Here is a 17,294-nt window from a genome sequence, read left to right as displayed (position 1 = left end):
CGCTACAGTGATTGTCCGGGGCGGTGGCCGGCAGTAGGTTGAAACCATCTGCTGCCGGAGACATCGCCATGCCTGAGTACAAAGCTCCCCTGCGCGACATGCGCTTTCTGATCGACAACGTGTTTGATTTCCACGCTCACTACGCCGCCCTTGGCGCGACGGACGCCAGCCCGGACATGGTCAGCGCGATCCTCGAAGAGGGTGCGAAATTCTGCGAGAACGTGCTCGCGCCGCTCAACCGCAGCGGCGATGAAGAAGGCTGCCATTTCGACAAAGGCGTGGTGACCACGCCCAAGGGCTTCAAGGAAGCCTTCGCTCAGTATGTGCAAGGCGGCTGGCACGGCGTGGCAGCCGACCCGGCCTACGGCGGTCAAGGCCTGCCGCAATCCCTGGGGCTGGTGCTCAGCGAAATGATCGGCTCCAGCAACACTTCCTGGGGCATGTACCCGGGGCTGACCCACGGCGCGATGTCGGCGATCCACGCCCACGGCAGCGCCGAACAGAAAGCCACCTACCTGAGCAAACTCACCGCTGGCGAATGGACCGGCACCATGTGCCTGACCGAAGCCCACTGCGGCACCGACCTGGGCCTGATCAAGACCCGCGCCGTGCCCCAGGCGGATGGCAGCTATGCGGTCAGCGGCAGCAAGATCTTCATCTCTGCCGGTGAGCACGACCTGAGCACCAACATCATCCACCTGGTACTGGCCAAGCTGCCGGACGCCCCGGCCGGCACCAAAGGCATCTCGCTGTTTATCGTGCCCAAGTTCCATGCCGATTCGGGCGAGCGCAACGCGGTGCATTGCGGTTCCATCGAGCACAAGATGGGGATCAAGGCCTCGGCCACCTGCGTGCTGAACTTCGATGGGGCCAAGGGCTTTTTGATCGGCGAGGCGAACAAAGGCCTCAACTGCATGTTCACCATGATGAACCACGCGCGCCTCGGCACCGGGATGCAAGGGCTGTGCAACGGCGAAGCGAGCTTCCAGGGCGCGATCAGGTACGCCAACGACCGCCTGCAAATGCGCGCGCTGACCGGCGCCAAGGCCCCTGAAAAAGCCGCCGACCCGATCATCGTCCATCCCGACGTGCGGCGCATGCTGCTGACCATGAAGGCGTTCAACGAAGGCAACCGGGCGCTCACCTATTTCACCGCGCAACTGCTCGACACCGCGCACTTGAGCAGCGACGCCGGCCAGCGCCAGGAGGCCGAAGACCTGTTGGCATTCCTCACGCCGATCTGCAAAGCCTTCATGACCGACACCGGGCTGGAAGTGACCAACCACGGCATGCAGGTGTTCGGCGGCCATGGTTTTATTCGCGAGTGGGGCATGGAGCAGTTGGTGCGCGATTGCCGCATTGCGTCGATCTACGAAGGCACCAACGGGATCCAGGCGCTCGACTTGCTGGGGCGCAAGGTGTTGGGCAGCCAGGGCAAGCTGCTGCGCGGTTTTACCCGGATTGTGCATAAGTTCTGTGAGGCGCATGCCGATCATGCGCAGCTCAAGGCGTATGTGGCGCAGCTCGATCAACTGAACCGGCAATGGGGCGAGCTGACGACCGAGGTCGGCATGGCCGCGATGAAAAACCCTGACGAAGTGGGCGCCGCCGCGGTGGACTACTTGATGTACAGCGGTTACATCGTCCTCGCCTATTTGTGGCTGCGCATGGCGATCGCGGCGCAGACCCACGACGATGCCGACTTCGCCAAGGCCAAGCTGGCCACCTGCGACTTTTACTTCAAGCGCCTGCTGCCGCGCACTGCCACCCATCGGGCTGCCGTGCAAGCGGGCAGCGAGTGCCTGATGAGTCTGCCTGCGGAGGCATTCGGCGGCTGATGACTTAAAAATACCAATCAGTCAAAAGTGGACCCTATGTGTCTGAAAAGTTGTTCGGGTACACTCGGCGCCTGTAAAACCGACCCTATCGAATTACTTTTCACGTTCTCACGAGGTTTGCCATGGCTGATTACAAAGCGCCGTTGCGTGATATGCGCTTCGTCCTCAACGAAGTTTTTGAGGTCGCCACACTTTGGGCCCAATTGCCGGCATTGGCAGACACTGTCGACGCCGAAACCGTTGAGGCAATCCTCGAAGAAGCCGGTAAAGTCACCGCCAAATCCATCGCCCCGCTCAGCCGCAGCGGCGATGAACAGGGCTGCCGCTGGGCCGACACCGTTGTCAGCACCCCGGACGGCTTTCCACAGGCCTACACCACCTACGCCGAAGGCGGCTGGGTGGGCGTAGGCGGCGATCCGGCGTTTGGCGGCATGGGCATGCCCAAGGCGGTGTCGGCGCAAGTCGAAGAGATGATCAACTCGTCGAGCCTGGCGTTTGGCCTGTACCCGATGCTGACTTCCGGCGCCTGCGTGTCGATCAACACCCACGCCAATGAAGCACTCAAGGCCACTTACCTGCCGAATATGTACTCCGGCAAGTGGGCCGGTTCCATGTGCCTGACCGAGGCCCATGCCGGCACCGATCTGGGCATTATCCGCACCAAGGCCGAGCCTCAGGCGGACGGTTCCTACACCATCAGCGGCACCAAGATCTTCATCACCGGCGGCGAACACGACCTCACCGAGAACATCATCCACCTGGTCCTGGCCAAACTGCCGGATGCGCCTGCGGGGCCGAAGGGCATTTCGCTGTTCCTGGTGCCGAAGTTCATGGTCAATGCCGACGGCAGCCTGGGCGCGCGTAACCCGGTGAGCTGCGGCTCCATCGAACACAAGATGGGGATTCAAGCGTCGGCGACCTGTGTGATGAACTTCGACCAAGCCGTGGGTTACCTGGTGGGCGAGCCTAACCGGGGCCTGGCGGCAATGTTCACCATGATGAACTACGAGCGTCTGGGCGTAGGCATCCAGGGCCTGGCGTCCGGTGAGCGGTCCTACCAGAACGCGATTGAATATGCGCGCGACCGCCTGCAGAGCCGTGCGCCGACCGGTGCCCAGGCCAAGGACAAAGTCGCCGACCCGATCATCGTCCACCCCGACGTGCGTCGCATGCTGTTGACCATGAAGGCGTCGAACGAAGGCGGCCGTGCATTCTCCACATATGTGGCGATGCAGCTGGATATCGCCAAGTTCAGCGAAGACGCCGCCGCCCGCGAGCGCGCGGATAACCTGGTGGCCTTGCTGACCCCGGTGGCCAAGGCATTCCTCAGCGATCTGGGCCTGGAAACCACGGTACTCGGCCAACAAATCTTTGGCGGCCACGGTTACATCCGCGAGTGGGGCCAGGAGCAATTGGTGCGTGATGTACGCATTACCCAGATCTACGAAGGCACCAACGGCATTCAGGCCCTGGACCTGATGGGACGCAAGATTGTCGGCAGTGGCGGCGCGTTCTACACCCTGTTCGCCGACGAGATCCGCCAGTTCACCGCCACCGCGGGCGCGGAGCTGGCTGAGTTCACCGCGCCGCTCAATGCCGCGGTGGATAGCCTGGATGAGTTGACGGCCTGGGTGCTGGACCGTGCCAAGAGCAACCCGAATGAAATCGGTGCGGCCTCGGTGGAGTATTTGCATGCATTCGGTTACATGGCCTACGCCTACATGTGGGCAAGGATGGCCAAGGCGGCGCTGGGCAAAGAAGCCGAGGAAGGTTTCTACGCCAGCAAGCTGGGCACCGCACGTTTCTACTTTGCCCGTCTGCTGCCGCGTATTCAGTCGTTGAGCGCGTCGGTAAAAGCCGGTAGCGAATCGCTGTTCTTGCTGGATGAGGCCCTGTTCTAAGGGTGTAGAGGCTTTGTAAGCATTCTCTTACATGACGTGCTGCTAATCGTCCTCTATCGCCAAATTGGATCCACGGATAATCTACTTCACATGGACGTCGCGCAGGAAGCGCAAAGCAACAACACGGACACGTAGGATTCTGCCAGGATGGCGGAGTGAAATGGATGTCAGGGAAACAGTCTGCAAAGCCCCGCTTCGGCGGGGTTTTCTTTTGCCCGCGAAAAAGTCAGCCCGGTACCTGCGGAGCGTTCATCACGTCCTCCAGCAAGGTGCGCAGCAGCGCCAACGTCGCTTGCTGGCGCTGCACATCGCGGCACACCAACCCGACTTTCAGCGGCACCCTCGGTTCACTCAAGGGTTTCCACAGCAGCGCCTGGCTGTTGTGTTGGTCCTGGGAACGTCCCGGCAGTACCGTGGCCAGTTTGGTATGCGGCAGGCTGTCGAGAATCCCCACCATGGTATTCAACTCCGCCTGCACCTGCGGGCGCCGCCCGAGGTTGGATAGCTGGCCCTGCCAGATCTGCCGGATCTGAAACTCCTCCCCGAGCAGCAACATCGGCAACTCGGCCGCTTGTGTCAGGGAGACTTTCTTGAATTCACGCAGGGGGTGATCCTCCGGGATGACCACCTTCAGCTCATCTTCATACAGCAGCACGCCGTGCAACCCCGGCTGGCGGGGCGGCAGGTAACTGATGCCGATGTCCAGCGAACCATTGAGCAGGCGCCGTTCAATCTCCAGCCCGGTCAGTTCGTAGATTTGCACCACCAGGTGCGGCTGGGCCTTGCGCACACGCTCCAGCATCTGCGGCACCAGGCTGGTGTGTACGGTTTGCAACACACCGATGGCCAAGGTGCGCAATGCCTGGCCCTTGAAGTTGCGCAACGCCTCCACGGCTTGCTGCATGCCATCGATCAACGGCAAGGCGTGGTTGTATAACGTATGGGCCGCGAGGGTCGGCAGCAGGCGCTTGCTGCTGCGTTCGAACAGGCTCACATCGAGGTTTTGTTCGAGCTGGCGGATCTGCTGTGACAGGGCCGGTTGGGAGATCGACAGACGCTCAGCGGCACGGCCTACGTGGCCTTCCTCATACACCGCGACGAAATAACGCAGTTGCTTAAAATCCATAAGTAATTCTTATCGAAAAAGCTGGAAAATCGAAATGGCCGTTGGCCCCCAAGACGCCTAGTCTAGCGCCTATCCACAAGGCTTACAGGGCCAGATCGGGCGATGATTAGCGTTTATGTTGATGGTGTTTGCATAGGCAAGTCAAAAAACCTCCAGGTAGGTTTTGCGGGGTACACCGACCACGGCATGGTTGCCATGGGAGGAAAAGTGTGAACCTGTTCAATTTGCGCCGCTCGGCGGCCAGTCTGGATGACCTGATCCTGGATGCTTGTGGCGAAGATTTTCCCAGTGGATGCCTGATGCCTACCGTAGCGCGCCCCCCGCAGGTCTTTGTGCGCGGCCAGGGTTCCTGGTTGTGGGACAGCGATGATCGCGCCTATCTGGACTTCAGCCAGGGCTGCGCGGCCAACAGCCTCGGCCACAGCCCGCAGGTATTGATCCGGGCCCTGGCCGATCAGGCCCAGGCGCTGATCAATCCCGGTAACGGCTTGCATAACCGTCCCCAACTCAACCTCGTCGACCGCCTGTGCCACCGCACCGGCAGCGACCAGGCGTATTTGCTCAACAGCGGCGCGGAAGCCTGCGAAGCGGCGATCAAACTGGCGCGCAAGTGGGGCCAGCTGTATCGCGGCGGTGCTTATCGCATCATCAGCGCCAGCAACGGTTGCCATGGGCGCAGCTTCGCGGCGATGTCGGCCTCGGCGAGCAGCCGTGAAAACCGCTTTGAACCGCAATTGCCGGGCTTCAGTCACGTCCCGCTCAATGACCTGGCGGCGCTGCACGCGGCCGTTGACGCGCAAACCGTTGCCATCATGCTCGAGCCGATCCAGAGCGAAGCCGGCGTCATCCCGGCGACCGAGCATTACCTCAAGGGTGTCGAGCGGCTGTGCCGAGAGCTGGGCATTCTGCTGATCCTCGACGAAGTGCAAACCGGCATCGGCCGTTGCGGCACCTTGCTCGCCGAAGAGTACTACGGTGTACGCGCCGACATCATTGCGCTCGGCAAAGGCCTGGGCGGTGGTGTACCGCTGGCGGCACTGCTGGCGCGTGGCAAGGCTTGTTGCTTTGAAGTCGGTGAGCTGGAAGGCACCCATCATGGCAATGCGCTGATGGCCTGCGCCGGGGGGGCGGTGCTCGATGCTGTGCTGGGGCATGGCTTCTTCGAGCATGTGCGTGAGTCTGGTTGTTACCTCGGCGAAGGTCTGGCGCGCCTGGCTTATCGCTATGGCCACGGTCAACTGCGCGGCCAGGGCCTGATGTGGGGCCTGACGTTATCGGATGATTCTGCGGATGCCGTAGTAAAAGCGGCTCTGGACGAAGGACTGATCCTCAACGCCCCGCAACCCAACTGCCTGCGCTTCACCCCGGCCCTGACGGTGAGCAAAAGCAACATCGACGAAATGCTCCTGCGCCTGGGGCACGCCTTTTCCCGGGTACGCACCGCACAACTGCAATGCCGCAAGGGCATCGCCGTCTGACCCCTTATTCCTGAACCGTCTCGCGGTATACGCGGCGCCCCCAGCTTGTTTTTTTTGGCTGGGGGCGTTTTTTTTTGTGCAGCGAACGATGGTCGCGGCGCCAGATCCTACTGAACCCTCACGAACGTCCAAGGTCGATTAGCTACACGGCTCACACGAGCCGATTTTCAGGAGCTGAACCCATGGACATCATTCGTATCATCATCGCCATTCTGTTGCCGCCACTGGGTGTGTTCCTGCAAGTGGGTTTCGCCGGCGCGTTCTGGCTGAATATTCTGCTGACCTTGTGCGGTTACTTCCCAGGCATCATTCACGCGGTGTACATCATCGCCAAGCGCTGAGGCTCTCAGCTTTTTGCGATGAGTCGTGAGTTGCGCTCGTTGCGAAAGGCCAGTTGCTCGATGGTCTGGGTGGCGTGTTCGGCCTCTTCCCGTGCTTGAAGGATGATGCCGTGGTGCTCGGACTTGCTGCACACCGGGTCGGCATTGCTCGCATCCCCGGTCAGCATGAACGCCTGGCAGCGGCAGCCGCCGAAGTCCTTTTCCTTTTCATCGCATGAACGGCACGGCTCGGGCATCCAGTCGTAGCCGCGAAAGCGGTTGAAACCGAAAGAGTCGTACCAGATGTGCTGCATGCTGTGGTCGCGCACGTTGGGAAACTGCACCGGCATCTGTCGGGCGCCGTGGCAGGGCAGGGCGGTACCGTCCGGAGTTACGGTCAGAAAGATGCTGCCCCAGCCGTTCATGCAGGCTTTCGGGCGTTCTTCGTAGTAATCCGGGGTGACGAAAATCAGCTTGCACGGGTGCCCTTCGGCTTCGAGCTTGGCGCGGTATTCGTTGGTGATGCGTTCGGCGCGCACCAACTGTTCCTGGGTCGGCAACAACCCCACACGATTGAGCTGCGCCCAGCCATAGAACTGGCAGGTGGCGAGTTCGACAAAATCCGCTTCCAGCGCAATGCACAGCTCGATGATGCGGTCGATCTTGTCGATATTGTGCCGATGGGTGACGAAGTTCAGCACCATCGGATAGCCATGGGCCTTCACTGCGCGGGCCATTTCCAGCTTTTGCGCGAAGGCCTTTTTCGAGCCGGCCAGCAGGTTGTTCACCTGTTCGTCGCTGGCCTGGAAGCTGATCTGGATGTGGTCCAGGCCAGCTTTCTTGAAGTCGCTGATCTTCTGCTCGGTCAGGCCGATGCCGGAGGTGATCAGGTTGGTGTAGAAGCCCAGCTTGCGCGCTTCGGCGATCAGTTCGGCGAGGTCCTGGCGCACCAGCGGTTCACCGCCGGAAAAGCCCAACTGCGCGGCGCCCATCTCACGGGCTTCGCGAAATACCTTGAACCATTGCTCGGTGCTCAGCTCCTTGCCCTGCTCGGCGAAATCCAGCGGGTTGGAGCAATACGGGCACTGCAGCGGGCAGCGATAGGTCAGCTCGGCGAGCAGCCACAAGGGCAGGCCGATGGCTGGTTTTTCAGGCAAGGGTGATCCAGTGCTCGGCACGGGCGACCTCCATGAATTGCTCTACGTCATTGCCCAGCTCAGGCACACCAGGAAATTGTTTATCCAGCTCACCGATGATCGTGGCGACGTCGCGCTCGCCGTCGATCAGTCCACCGATCAAGGCGGCACTTTCATTGAGCTTGATCATGCCCTCGGGGTAGAGCAGTACATGGCCTTTTTGCGCGGGCTCGTACTGGTAGCGATAACCCTGGCGCCAGGTCGGTTTCTTGCTGCGATCAAAGCTCATAGGGCGATCCCTTTATGCCAGACCCGCTGTGTGGTCACGCTGTGATAGGGCGGGCGTTTCAATTCGTAGGCCATGCTCATGGCATCGAGCATGCTCCACAGGATGTCCAGTTTGAACTGCAGAATTTCCAGCATACGCTCCTGGCCTTCGCGGGTGGTGTAGTGCTGCAGGGTGATCGCCAGGCCATGTTCGACATCGCGGCGGGCCTGGCCCAGGCGGGTGCGGAAATACTCATAGCCGGTGGGGTCGATCCACGGGTAATGCTGCGGCCAGCTGTCGAGGCGCGATTGGTGGATCTGCGGCGCGAACAGTTCGGTCAGCGAGCTGCTGGCGGCTTCCTGCCAGCAGGCGCGGCGGGCGAAGTTGACGTAGGCGTCCACCGCAAAGCGCACGCCGGGCAACACCAGCTCCTGGGAGCGCAGTTGGTCCGGGTCGAGGCCGACGGCCTGGCCCAGGCGCAGCCAGGCTTCGATGCCGCCGTCTTCGCCGGGGGCGCCGTCGTGGTCGAGCAGGCGCTGAATCCACTCGCGGCGGATTTCACGGTCCGGGCAGTTGGCCAGGATCGCGGCGTCCTTCAGCGGGATGTTCACTTGATAGTAGAAGCGGTTGGCGACCCAGCCCTGGATCTGCTCGCGGGTGGCGCGGCCTTCATACATCGCCACGTGGTACGGGTGATGGATATGGTAGAAGGCGCCCTTGGCCCGCAGGGCTTTTTCAAATGCATCGGTGCTCATCGGTATATCAGTCATATGGGTCTCCTGTGGGAGCGAGCTTGCTCGCGAAGGTCGTTAACGGTGACGCGTGCACCCTGAATATCTGCGGTGTTTTTGCGTTTTTCGCGAGCAAGCTCGCTCCTACAGTTCAATGCTCATGCCGTCGTAAGCCACTTCGACATTGCGCCGCACCAGCTCGGCCCGCTCGGGAGAATCTTCATCGAGGATCGGGTTGGTGTTGTTGATGTGGATAAGTACCTTGCGCTGCTTCGGCAGGTGCTCCAGCACTTCGAGCATGCCGCCGGGGCCGTTCTGCGCCAGGTGGCCCATCTCGCGGCCAGTGCGGGTGCCGACGCCACGGCGCTGCATTTCATCATCGTCCCACATCGTGCCGTCCACCAGCAGGCAGTCGCTGCCGGCCATGATTTCCAGCAATGGCGCGTCCACCTTGCCCAGCCCTGGGGCGTAGAACAGTTTGCCGCCGGTGCGCAGGTCTTCGACGATCAGGCCGATATTGTCGCCGGGGTGCGGGTCGAAGCGGTGCGGCGAATACGGTGGCGCGGCACTGCGCAGCGGCAGCGGGGTGAAACGCAGGTTGGGGCAGGCCGGGATGGTGAAGCTGGCGTCCAGCTCGATACGGTTCCAGGCCAGGCCGCCATTCCAATGGGTGAGCATGGTGAACAGCGGGAAACCGCTGCTGAGGTCTTCATGGACCATGTCGGTACACCACACCTGGTGCGGGCAGCCTTCGCGCAGGCTCAGCAGGCCAGTGGTGTGGTCGATCTGGCTGTCCATCAGGATGATCGCGCTGATGCCGGTGTCGCGCAGGGCGCGGCCGGGTTGCATCGGTGCGAAGCCCTGCAGTTGTGCGCGGATATCCGGCGAGGCATTGCACAGTACCCAGTTCACGCCATCGTCGGAAATCGCGATGGATGACTGGGTACGCGCCTGCGCTCGCAGGCTGCCATCACGAAAGCCTGCGCAGTTCGCGCAGTTGCAGTTCCACTGCGGGAAGCCGCCGCCGGCGGCGGAACCTAGAATCTGGACAAACATGGCCGCTCCATCAAACAAAGCTGAAAACAAAAACGCCCCGGACGAGCCGAGGCGTTGTCTTACCCAGCCAATCAGCGGCTGGCGAAGTACATAGTCACTTCGAAACCGATGCGCAGATCAGTGTAAGCAGGTTTGGACCAAGTCATATTCTTACTCCTACGAAGGGATGGGACGTTTACTACCAAGTAATACATATAGTCCACCTCCAGTCGGAGATGTTCAGATGTGTGCCTATGAATATTACGCATTTTTTTCCAAGTTAGCGCTGTCTTGGTGGAAAAAGCCTATTGCGGCAGCGGCAACGATCAGTCTGCCGATTGCCAGTCACCGCCGCTGCGCGGGCCGTTGGCGATGCAGCGCCAGCCGCCCGCGGCGTCCTGCACCTGTTGGGCGGCGCGCTGTAGATCCGCGTGCGTCAGGGCTTGGATCTGGTGTTGAAGCAGCGCCAGATAATCTGCTGGATGGCCGGCCAGGCGCGCCTGCCACAACAGTTCGGCGGCCTGGGCGAGGGGCAGCGCCTGCGCCGTGAATTGTTGCGCCAGCGCTGGGTGGCCGAGGTCGTCGCTGGCGTCGATCAATGCCGGTAATTGCGTGAGGAAGGTGCGCAGGTGCTGCATGATGCCCTCAAGGGAAACGCTGGGTGACTGCACGCCAAACAGCAGGCCGGTTTGCCCATTGATCTGTCGGATACCGCTGAACACCGCGTAGCCGATTTGCAGCTCTACCCGCAGGCGTTGGTAGAACGGCCCTTGGAGCAGGTGCGCCAGCAGGCGCCATGCGGCTTCATCTGCCAGGGAGCGCGTCGGCGTCGGGCAGAACAGCAGCAAGGCCGCATCGAGGGCATCGGTGTGGACCTCATGCCATAGACGCTGGCCGTTGAGGCTGGGGCATTCGGATTCAAGAATGGCCGGTTGCCCGGGCAAGCGGGTGGCGGCGGATCTGAGCGCCGCTTCGCAGTGGACGGGCAGCCCAATGCCCAGGCCTTCCCAGCGTGCGTGGGCCCACGACAGCGAGGGCGCAGGCGGGTTTGGTCGAACGCCGGCACAGCACGCCGGCAGCGCCTTGAGCAATTGCCGGATGGCAATCGGCGGTGTACCGGCAGTGGCGTGTTGCCGATCCTCCTCAAGCAGGTTCAGGCTGCGCGCGAGTTCATCGAGTATCGCCGGCATGGGTTGGTGAAGACCGACCATCTTCACCAGCCAGTCATTGCCGATCGCGTCGAAGGATAAGTCGACGCCGGCCTGGCGGGCATTTTCGCGCAACGGTGCCAGGGTGTTTTCCAGCGTCGATGGGAGCGCGCAATCCAGCCGCCAGCGCAGGTAGAGCGCGCCTTCGTCATGGGTATCGGCCAACGCCGGGCTGAACGACAACGCCGACAGCTCTCGCCGCCCTCGGGAACGGTCCTGGGCAAAGGTGCGCAGGCCTCGGTGGGCGCTGGTCTGGCCGCGAATCAGGCCGGCGCGTTCGTCCTTCACGGGTGGGCGCAGGAACGGGTTGTTGGGCGGCAGTTGCCACGCATGTCGGCAGGCCTGCAACGGCAGGGCGTCGAGCAGGGTCTTGAGGGCGGCAACGTGCTGCTCCGACACCGGCGCTTCGAGTTCTTCACTGTCATGCCGCGCCAACGCGAGGGCGCCTTGGACCTGCTGTTGGCGTGCGTTGAGCAGGGCGAATTCCTCGCGCAGAGATGTCCAGTCGCTGTGTGCGAAAAAGCTCAGCCAGTCGTACAACAACGCTTCGATCTGTGTCGCCGCGTCGCTATGAGTTCCGAGGGTAAAGTCGAGATCCAGCAGCGCTTGCCCGGCGAAATGGTAGAGCACGGAGGCCTGCACAGTGCTCGCCAATTGCCGCGCTTGCAGTTCCGCGCGCAACCCGCCGGGCGCCGAGGCGTTGAGCCAGAAACAGAGGAAATCCAGGGCTTCCCTGGGGGCGTCGACGCTGATGACGTGATGCAGATGGCCGTCGGCGCTGTGTTGGAAATGCTGTGTATGAGCGGGCATCAGCGCCGGCGGGGCCGCCTGCGGGTGTCGCGGGCCGGCGCGCAGTTGCTCACTGAAGCGCCGCGCCAGGCGTTCCAGTTCTGCCAGCGGTTGTGGGCCGGCCAGACTCAAGGTCATTTGCCCCGACTGATAGAAGTGCTGGTGGAAATCCCGCAATGCTTGCTGAAACGCCTGACGTTCCACGGGCAGGCTGTCGCGATTGCCCGCATGGAAGCCGCGCAGCGGATGATCGGCCGCCAGTCCCTCCAGCAGCGCGACCTGTTGTTGTGCCTTGGCGTCCTGGGACCAGGCGATGAATTCCGCGTGCAGCACTTCGCGCTCGCGCAGTTGATCGTCCAGCGCCAGGCGCGGATGGGTCAGCAGATCGGCCAGGCGTTCGAGCCCATCGGCAAAGGTCGACAACGGCAGTTCAACGAAGAAATCCGTGGTGCGCTCGCGGGTGCTGGCATTGACCTGGCCACCGTGGCGCTGCACATAGGTCATCAGCCCTTCATCGCTCGGAAAACGCTCAGTGCCAAGAAACAACAGATGTTCCAGAAAGTGCGCCAGGCCGGGCCACGCCAACGGCACGTCATGGCTGCCGGCCGCCACCCGCAAAACAGCGGCGCAACGCTTTAAACGCGGGGCATGGCGCAGGGAAACCCGCAGGCCGTTGGCCAGGGTCAGGTGAAGGTGATGGGGCTGGGCCGGCGCAGGCATGGGCACTTCCGATACGAGGGAAGTGCCTATGCTAGCAAACCCTCCAGATCAGGGCTTGTGCAGCGTGCCGTACAGTTCGGGGCGGCGGTCTTGCAGGTAGTCATTGGCGGCGCGGGCATCGAGAATCGATTGGTGTTCCAGCGTGCCGACGATCAAGGCTTCATCCAGGCCGGCCTGGGCGATTCGCTGCCCATCCGGCGCGGCGATGCTGCTTTGCCCGCAATACTGAATCTCGCCTTCGTGCCCGCAGTAATTGGCGTAGGCCACGTAGCACCGGTTCTCGAAAGCCCGCGCCCGCACGGTGACGTCGGCGACAAAGTCGAACGGCACCATATTCGCGGTGGGCACCACGATCAGGTCGGCGCCGGCCAGGGCCAGGCGCCGGGTGTTTTCCGGGAACTCCAGGTCGTAACAGATCAGCACGCCCAGTTTCCAGCCGTTGAGTTCCACCAGCGGAAAATCATCGCCGCCGGCACTGAACATCGAATGATCGAGGTCGCCGAACAGGTGCGTCTTGCGGTAGTTGCACAGGCGCTGGCCGTGGGCATCGATCAACTGCACGGCGTTATAGATCTGCCCGTTCGCGGCGCGCTCCGGGTAGCCGTACAGGATTGCCAGCCCGGCACTTCGCGCCAGTTCGGCAATCGTTCGCGCCGACTCGCCATCCTGCGCCTCGGCCAATGCGCCGACAGCTTCGGCACCGATGTTGTAGCCGGTGAGGAACATCTCCGGCAGCACCAGCAGGTCGGCGCCGGATGCCTCATGCGCGAGTCGGTGCAGGCGCTCGAGGTTGCCGGCCACGTCCAGCGGCAGCGGCGGGCATTGGTACAGGGCGACACGCATGGCTTGGCTCCTTAATCGGCCAGGGCAATTGGCCCGATTTCATCGAACACATCACCCGGCCCCGGGTTCTCTGGGTGAGTGTGGCCGCCGAAGTGGGTCATGATGCCCCACACCGCGTTCAATGAGGTTTGCACCGCGCCTTCGACCCAGGCCGGTGTCCAGGATACGTCATCGCCGGCGATAAAAATCCCACGTTGCTCGGCGGGCATGTCCTTCTGCATGAAGTGCGCGTACATCCGCTGGTTGTAGCGATAGTGACCGGGCAACGCACCTTTGAAGGCCCCGAGGAAATGCGGGTCGGCTTCCCAGGACACGGTGATCGGGTCGCCGATGATGCGCGCCTTGATGTCGACTTTCGGGTAGATCTTGTTCAGTGCGTCGAGGGCCAGCTTCACGCGTTTATCGATGGGCTGCGGGAGCATTTTCAGCGCATCGCTCATCCATGAGTACGACAGGCAGATCACGCCCGGCTTGTCGTCGCCGTTGTCGAACAGGTAAGTGCCACGGGTCAGGCGATCGGTGAGGGTCATGCTCATCAGGTCGCGGCCGGTTTGCGGGTCTTTGTCTTTCCAGAAAGGGCGGTCGACCATCACGAAGGTCTTCGACGATTGCATGTAGCGGGTGCGGTCCAGGGCCATCCACATCTTTTGCGAGAACAGGGTTTCGTCGCATTCGATCTGGGTGGTCAGCAGCCAGCTTTGGCAGGTGGTCAGCACGGCGGCGTATTCGCGGGTATCGCCGTAGTTGTCGGTCACGGCGAAACGGCCGCCGGGCGCGTGGGCAATGCGCTTGACCCCGGCCCGTGGCGCGCCGCTGTGCAGCGAACTCAGGCTGGTGCCCGCCGGCCAGTGGGCGCAGCGCTCCGGCACATGGCGCCAGATACCCATGGGCACCTGCGCCACGCCGCCGACCACCAGGTGTTGATGGTCGTCGCAGTTGGTCATCACCACGCGGAAGATTTCCAGCATGGAGTTGGGGAAGTCCGAATCCCAGCCACCGGTGCCGAAGCCGACCTGGCCAAACACTTCGCGGTGATGGAAGGACAGCTTGGCAAAGGCCTTGGAGGTGGCGACGAAGTCGTAGAAGGTGCGGTCGTCCCATAGCGGCACGAGTTTGTTCCACAGCGCTTTGAGGCGTGGTACGTCGCGGTCGCGGATGGCTTGCTGGATATCGCCGAACTGCGAGCCGGCTTCCAGGGCGTCGGCCCAGGCGTCAGCCACTTCCTGGAACAGCGCAGGCAAGTCGGACAGTTTTTGTGCGTAGTGGGTCTGGCCTTCCAGGTCGATGACCGTGCTGCCGGACGCCGGCGTCAGCGGGTTGGGGAAGGGTTTGGTGTCCAGGCCGAGCTTGTCGACATAGTGGTAGAACGCGGTGGACGACACCGGGAAACGCATGCCGCCCAACTCGGCGATGATCCCTTCGGCGCCTTCAAACGCCTGGGAGCGCAAACGGCCGCCCATCTTCGAGGCCTCGTACACCACGGGCTTGAGGCCCAGCTTCATCAGTTCGTAGGCGGCCACCAGGCCGGCGATCCCGGCGCCGACGATCGCCACTTCGGCGCCGTGGTTGGCGGCCGGAATACTGCCCAGGCCGGCGGGGTGTTCGATCCAGTCATCAAACGCAAAGGGGAAATCCGGGCCGAAGATGGTGATCGGTTTTTTACCGTCGGCGGGGTGGCGATTGGTCTTGCTGATGCTGCTGGACGGAATGCTCATGGCTGACCTTACTAGCGGCTCGCGGGACGTACCCGCTGAGTATAGGAAAAGATGGCAGCCAGTTTAGGGAGCGTAGCGTTCGTTAATAAGACGCAAAGTGTCGTCGAATTGAATTGTTTTCAGTCAAAGTGACGAGGTTGGCGGTCAGATTGGTTGTCTGCGATCGAGTTTGTTGCTGAGGATGATCGACGTGGTGGTTTTTTCCACGCCGTCGACGCTGCCGATCTGGTCCAGCAATTGATCGAGCTGTTCTGGCGAATCGGTGCGCAGCCATGCCACGTAATCGAACTCGCCGCTCACCGCGCACAGTTGCTGAACCTGGGCCATGGCGCTGAGCTTGCGCAGCACGTCCTTGCCCGAGCGCGCCTGCACGGTGATGCCGACATACGCCTGCAGCCCGCCATCCACCACACGCTGGCCGAGGCGCACGCCATAACCGGTAATCACCTGGGTTTTCTCCAGACGAGCCAGGCGCGACGTCACCGTAGTTCGCGCAATACCCAACTGCCTGGCGAGCATGGCCACGCTCTCACGGGCGTTGATCTGCAACGCGGCGATCAGTTGGCGGTCGATTTCATCGAGGACAGGCAAGGGCAGCTCCGGTGCGGACGGATAGGGGGCATATGTTACAGGCTTGCGTCAGCCAACAGACAGCGGGCAAACAGTTGCGGCACGGGCAGGTTGCGGTGGTTGTAGCGACTGAGCAGGATGATCTCCCGGTAAAAGGTCAGATGGCCTAGCGGAATAATTCGTACCTGGGGCGAGCGTTCGAGCCACAGCCCCGCCTGAGGAATCAGCGACACCCCCAGGCCACACTCGACCATCTTGACGATGGCTTCCAGCTCATCCAACTCTAGCGCCACCCGCACCTCGAGCTTCTGCTCGCGCAGAAACCGGCTGACCAATCGACCGCCAAACGACGCCCGGTCGTAGCGCACATGGGGTTGGCTGCCGAGCAACTGCAAGGGGTCATCGCCTGCCAGTGCATGCGGCACGATCAGCGCAAAAGGCTCCTTGCGCAGCACCTGTACGTGCAGCTCCTTAGGCAAGTCAAAAGGCGGTCGAATGATAATCGCCGAGTCCAGCTCGCCAGCGTCCACCTGGCTCAGCAATTCCAGGGACACGCCGGGCACCAACTTGCATTCCACGGTCGGCGCGGCCTGACGTAACCGGACCAGGGCCTGGGGCAACAACCCGGTCTGTGCAGTGCTGATCGCCCCGACTTTCAGCTCGCCCCGGTATTCATTGGCATCCACCGGCACTGCCATGCGGTTGAACGTCTCCAGAATCTCCTTGGCCAGCGGCAAGGCGCGAACGCCTGCGGCATTCAGCGTAGCCTGGCGCCCGGTGCGGTCGAACAACGCCACCCCGAGCGCCTGCTCCAGTTGACGAATCTGCGCACTGACCGCCGATTGCGTCAGCCCGATATGCATGCCCGTCGCGGCGAACGTACCGTGGCGCGTTACCGCGATAAAGGTCTTCAATTCACGCAGCATGGGCGCCTCAACTCATCGAAATTATTTGAGCTCGGCGCAAAAATTATCGTCTTTTCATCGCCAGCAGCAAGGCTAAACTCGAGCCTCTCCACGACCCGCAGAGGTTTGACCTGATGACACTGGCACCTTTTCACTTGGCCATTCCAGTATTCGACCTGGCCGCTGCCCGGCATTTCTACGCTGACGTGTTCGGCCTGCAAGAGGGGCGCTCCAGCGACCGCTGGGTCGACTTCAACTTCTTCGGCCATCAACTGGTGATTCATGAACACCCCAAAACAGCCTCCCAGGCTGCGGCGCACACCAACGCAGTCGACGGCCACGACGTCCCCGTGCCGCATTTCGGCGTGGTATTGAGCTGGGACGACTGGCATGCCCTGGCGGCGCGCTTGCAGGCACGGCAGACCGTGTTCGTGCTGGAGCCGCACATTCGCTTCAAAGGCCAGGTGGGGGAGCAGGCGACACTGTTTTTGTTTGACCCCTGCGGTAACGCGTTGGAGTTCAAAGCGTTCCGGGATATTGGGCAGTTGTTTGCGACGTGAGCCTGAGGGCGAGGGCGCTGGCTAAAACGGCAGCGACAGACACACAAAAGCCGCGCAATGCGCGGCTTTGGAGTTGGTGGGCCCACACGGACTTGAACCGTGGACCAAAGGATTATGAGTCCTCTGCTCTGACCAACTGAGCTATAGGCCC

At 62.0% G+C, this 17,294-nt stretch carries 16 protein-coding genes and 1 tRNA gene; 5 read left to right on the top strand and 12 right to left on the bottom strand.

Annotated elements, in window-relative coordinates; genetic code table 11:
- Positions 1-68: 68 nt before the first annotated feature.
- Both PverR02_RS28930 and PverR02_RS28925 read left to right on the top strand, forming a co-directional pair.
- Positions 69-1,838 carry an acyl-CoA dehydrogenase C-terminal domain-containing protein gene (locus PverR02_RS28930; RefSeq protein ID WP_079444823.1) on the top strand — a complete coding sequence of 590 codons (1,770 nt, stop codon included), beginning with the start codon at positions 69-71 and terminating at the stop codon, positions 1,836-1,838.
- A gap of 122 nt (positions 1,839-1,960) precedes the next feature.
- Positions 1,961-3,739: an acyl-CoA dehydrogenase C-terminal domain-containing protein gene (locus tag PverR02_RS28925; RefSeq protein ID WP_046381842.1), complete on the top strand. Its 1,779-nt coding sequence runs from the start codon at positions 1,961-1,963 to the stop codon at positions 3,737-3,739.
- Positions 3,740-3,965: 226 nt separating this feature from the next.
- Here PverR02_RS28925 and PverR02_RS28920 read toward each other — a convergent pair whose 3' ends face one another.
- Positions 3,966-4,865, bottom strand: coding sequence for a LysR family transcriptional regulator (locus tag PverR02_RS28920; protein WP_046381843.1), 900 nt, complete (start codon positions 4,863-4,865; stop codon positions 3,966-3,968).
- A gap of 209 nt (positions 4,866-5,074) precedes the next feature.
- Between PverR02_RS28920 and PverR02_RS28915 the strand changes: the two genes are divergently transcribed.
- Together PverR02_RS28915 and PverR02_RS28910 are read left to right on the top strand one after the other, a co-directional pair.
- Complete coding sequence (locus PverR02_RS28915) at positions 5,075-6,343, top strand: aspartate aminotransferase family protein (RefSeq protein WP_046381844.1); 1,269 nt, start codon at positions 5,075-5,077, stop codon at positions 6,341-6,343.
- Between the two features lie 182 nt (positions 6,344-6,525).
- The gene (locus tag PverR02_RS28910) at positions 6,526-6,684 is read left to right on the top strand and encodes a YqaE/Pmp3 family membrane protein (protein ID WP_010207008.1); all 159 of its coding nucleotides are present in this window, start codon (positions 6,526-6,528) and stop codon (positions 6,682-6,684) included.
- A gap of 5 nt (positions 6,685-6,689) precedes the next feature.
- Here PverR02_RS28910 and pqqE read toward each other — a convergent pair whose 3' ends face one another.
- The 10 genes from pqqE to PverR02_RS28860 all read right to left on the bottom strand — a co-directional run bounded on the left by pqqE (position 6,690) and on the right by PverR02_RS28860 (position 16,604).
- Positions 6,690-7,820, bottom strand: a complete 1,131-nt coding sequence (gene pqqE, locus PverR02_RS28905; protein ID WP_017847834.1) for a pyrroloquinoline quinone biosynthesis protein PqqE — start codon at positions 7,818-7,820, stop codon at positions 6,690-6,692.
- Positions 7,813-8,088 carry a pyrroloquinoline quinone biosynthesis peptide chaperone PqqD gene (pqqD, locus tag PverR02_RS28900; protein WP_046381845.1) on the bottom strand — a complete coding sequence of 92 codons (276 nt, stop codon included), beginning with the start codon at positions 8,086-8,088 and terminating at the stop codon, positions 7,813-7,815. The genes pqqE and pqqD overlap by 8 nt, the downstream gene beginning before the upstream one ends.
- On the bottom strand, positions 8,085-8,837 hold the full coding sequence (gene pqqC / locus PverR02_RS28895) for a pyrroloquinoline-quinone synthase PqqC (RefSeq protein WP_017847832.1): 753 nt from the start codon (positions 8,835-8,837) through the stop codon (positions 8,085-8,087). The genes pqqD and pqqC overlap by 4 nt, the downstream gene beginning before the upstream one ends.
- A gap of 105 nt (positions 8,838-8,942) precedes the next feature.
- The gene (gene pqqB / locus PverR02_RS28890; RefSeq protein ID WP_017847831.1) at positions 8,943-9,854 is read right to left on the bottom strand and encodes a pyrroloquinoline quinone biosynthesis protein PqqB; all 912 of its coding nucleotides are present in this window, start codon (positions 9,852-9,854) and stop codon (positions 8,943-8,945) included.
- A gap of 71 nt (positions 9,855-9,925) precedes the next feature.
- Positions 9,926-10,000 (bottom strand): pyrroloquinoline quinone precursor peptide PqqA, encoded by a 75-nt coding sequence (pqqA, locus tag PverR02_RS28885; RefSeq protein ID WP_003194766.1) that lies wholly within the window; start codon positions 9,998-10,000, stop codon positions 9,926-9,928.
- A 159-nt stretch (positions 10,001-10,159) separates the two neighbouring features.
- A complete protein-coding gene (gene pqqF / locus PverR02_RS28880; RefSeq protein WP_079444822.1) occupies positions 10,160-12,550 on the bottom strand; it encodes a pyrroloquinoline quinone biosynthesis protein PqqF in 2,391 nt (796 codons plus the stop codon).
- A 48-nt stretch (positions 12,551-12,598) separates the two neighbouring features.
- Positions 12,599-13,393 (bottom strand): carbon-nitrogen hydrolase family protein, encoded by a 795-nt coding sequence (locus tag PverR02_RS28875; RefSeq protein WP_046381847.1) that lies wholly within the window; start codon positions 13,391-13,393, stop codon positions 12,599-12,601.
- Positions 13,394-13,404: 11 nt separating this feature from the next.
- Positions 13,405-15,087, bottom strand: a complete 1,683-nt coding sequence (locus PverR02_RS28870; protein ID WP_046385157.1) for a flavin monoamine oxidase family protein — start codon at positions 15,085-15,087, stop codon at positions 13,405-13,407.
- Between the two features lie 165 nt (positions 15,088-15,252).
- On the bottom strand, positions 15,253-15,699 hold the full coding sequence (locus tag PverR02_RS28865) for an Lrp/AsnC family transcriptional regulator (protein WP_017847827.1): 447 nt from the start codon (positions 15,697-15,699) through the stop codon (positions 15,253-15,255).
- Positions 15,700-15,734: 35 nt separating this feature from the next.
- Entirely contained in the window at positions 15,735-16,604 is an 870-nt protein-coding gene (locus PverR02_RS28860) for a LysR family transcriptional regulator (RefSeq protein ID WP_079444821.1), read from the bottom strand.
- Between the two features lie 113 nt (positions 16,605-16,717).
- On the opposite strand from PverR02_RS28860, the gene PverR02_RS28855 reads away from it, so the two are divergent.
- On the top strand, positions 16,718-17,143 hold the full coding sequence (locus PverR02_RS28855; protein ID WP_079444820.1) for a VOC family protein: 426 nt from the start codon (positions 16,718-16,720) through the stop codon (positions 17,141-17,143).
- Between the two features lie 74 nt (positions 17,144-17,217).
- On the opposite strand, the gene PverR02_RS28850 is transcribed toward PverR02_RS28855, so the two are convergent.
- A tRNA-Ile gene (locus PverR02_RS28850) sits at positions 17,218-17,294 on the bottom strand.

The sequence above is a fragment of the Pseudomonas veronii genome (assembly GCF_002028325.1).
GTDB classification, from domain to species: Bacteria; Pseudomonadota; Gammaproteobacteria; order Pseudomonadales; family Pseudomonadaceae; genus Aquipseudomonas; species Aquipseudomonas veronii.
Note: the sequence above shows the minus strand (reverse complement) of the source record. Positions and strands in the feature narration are given on the sequence as shown.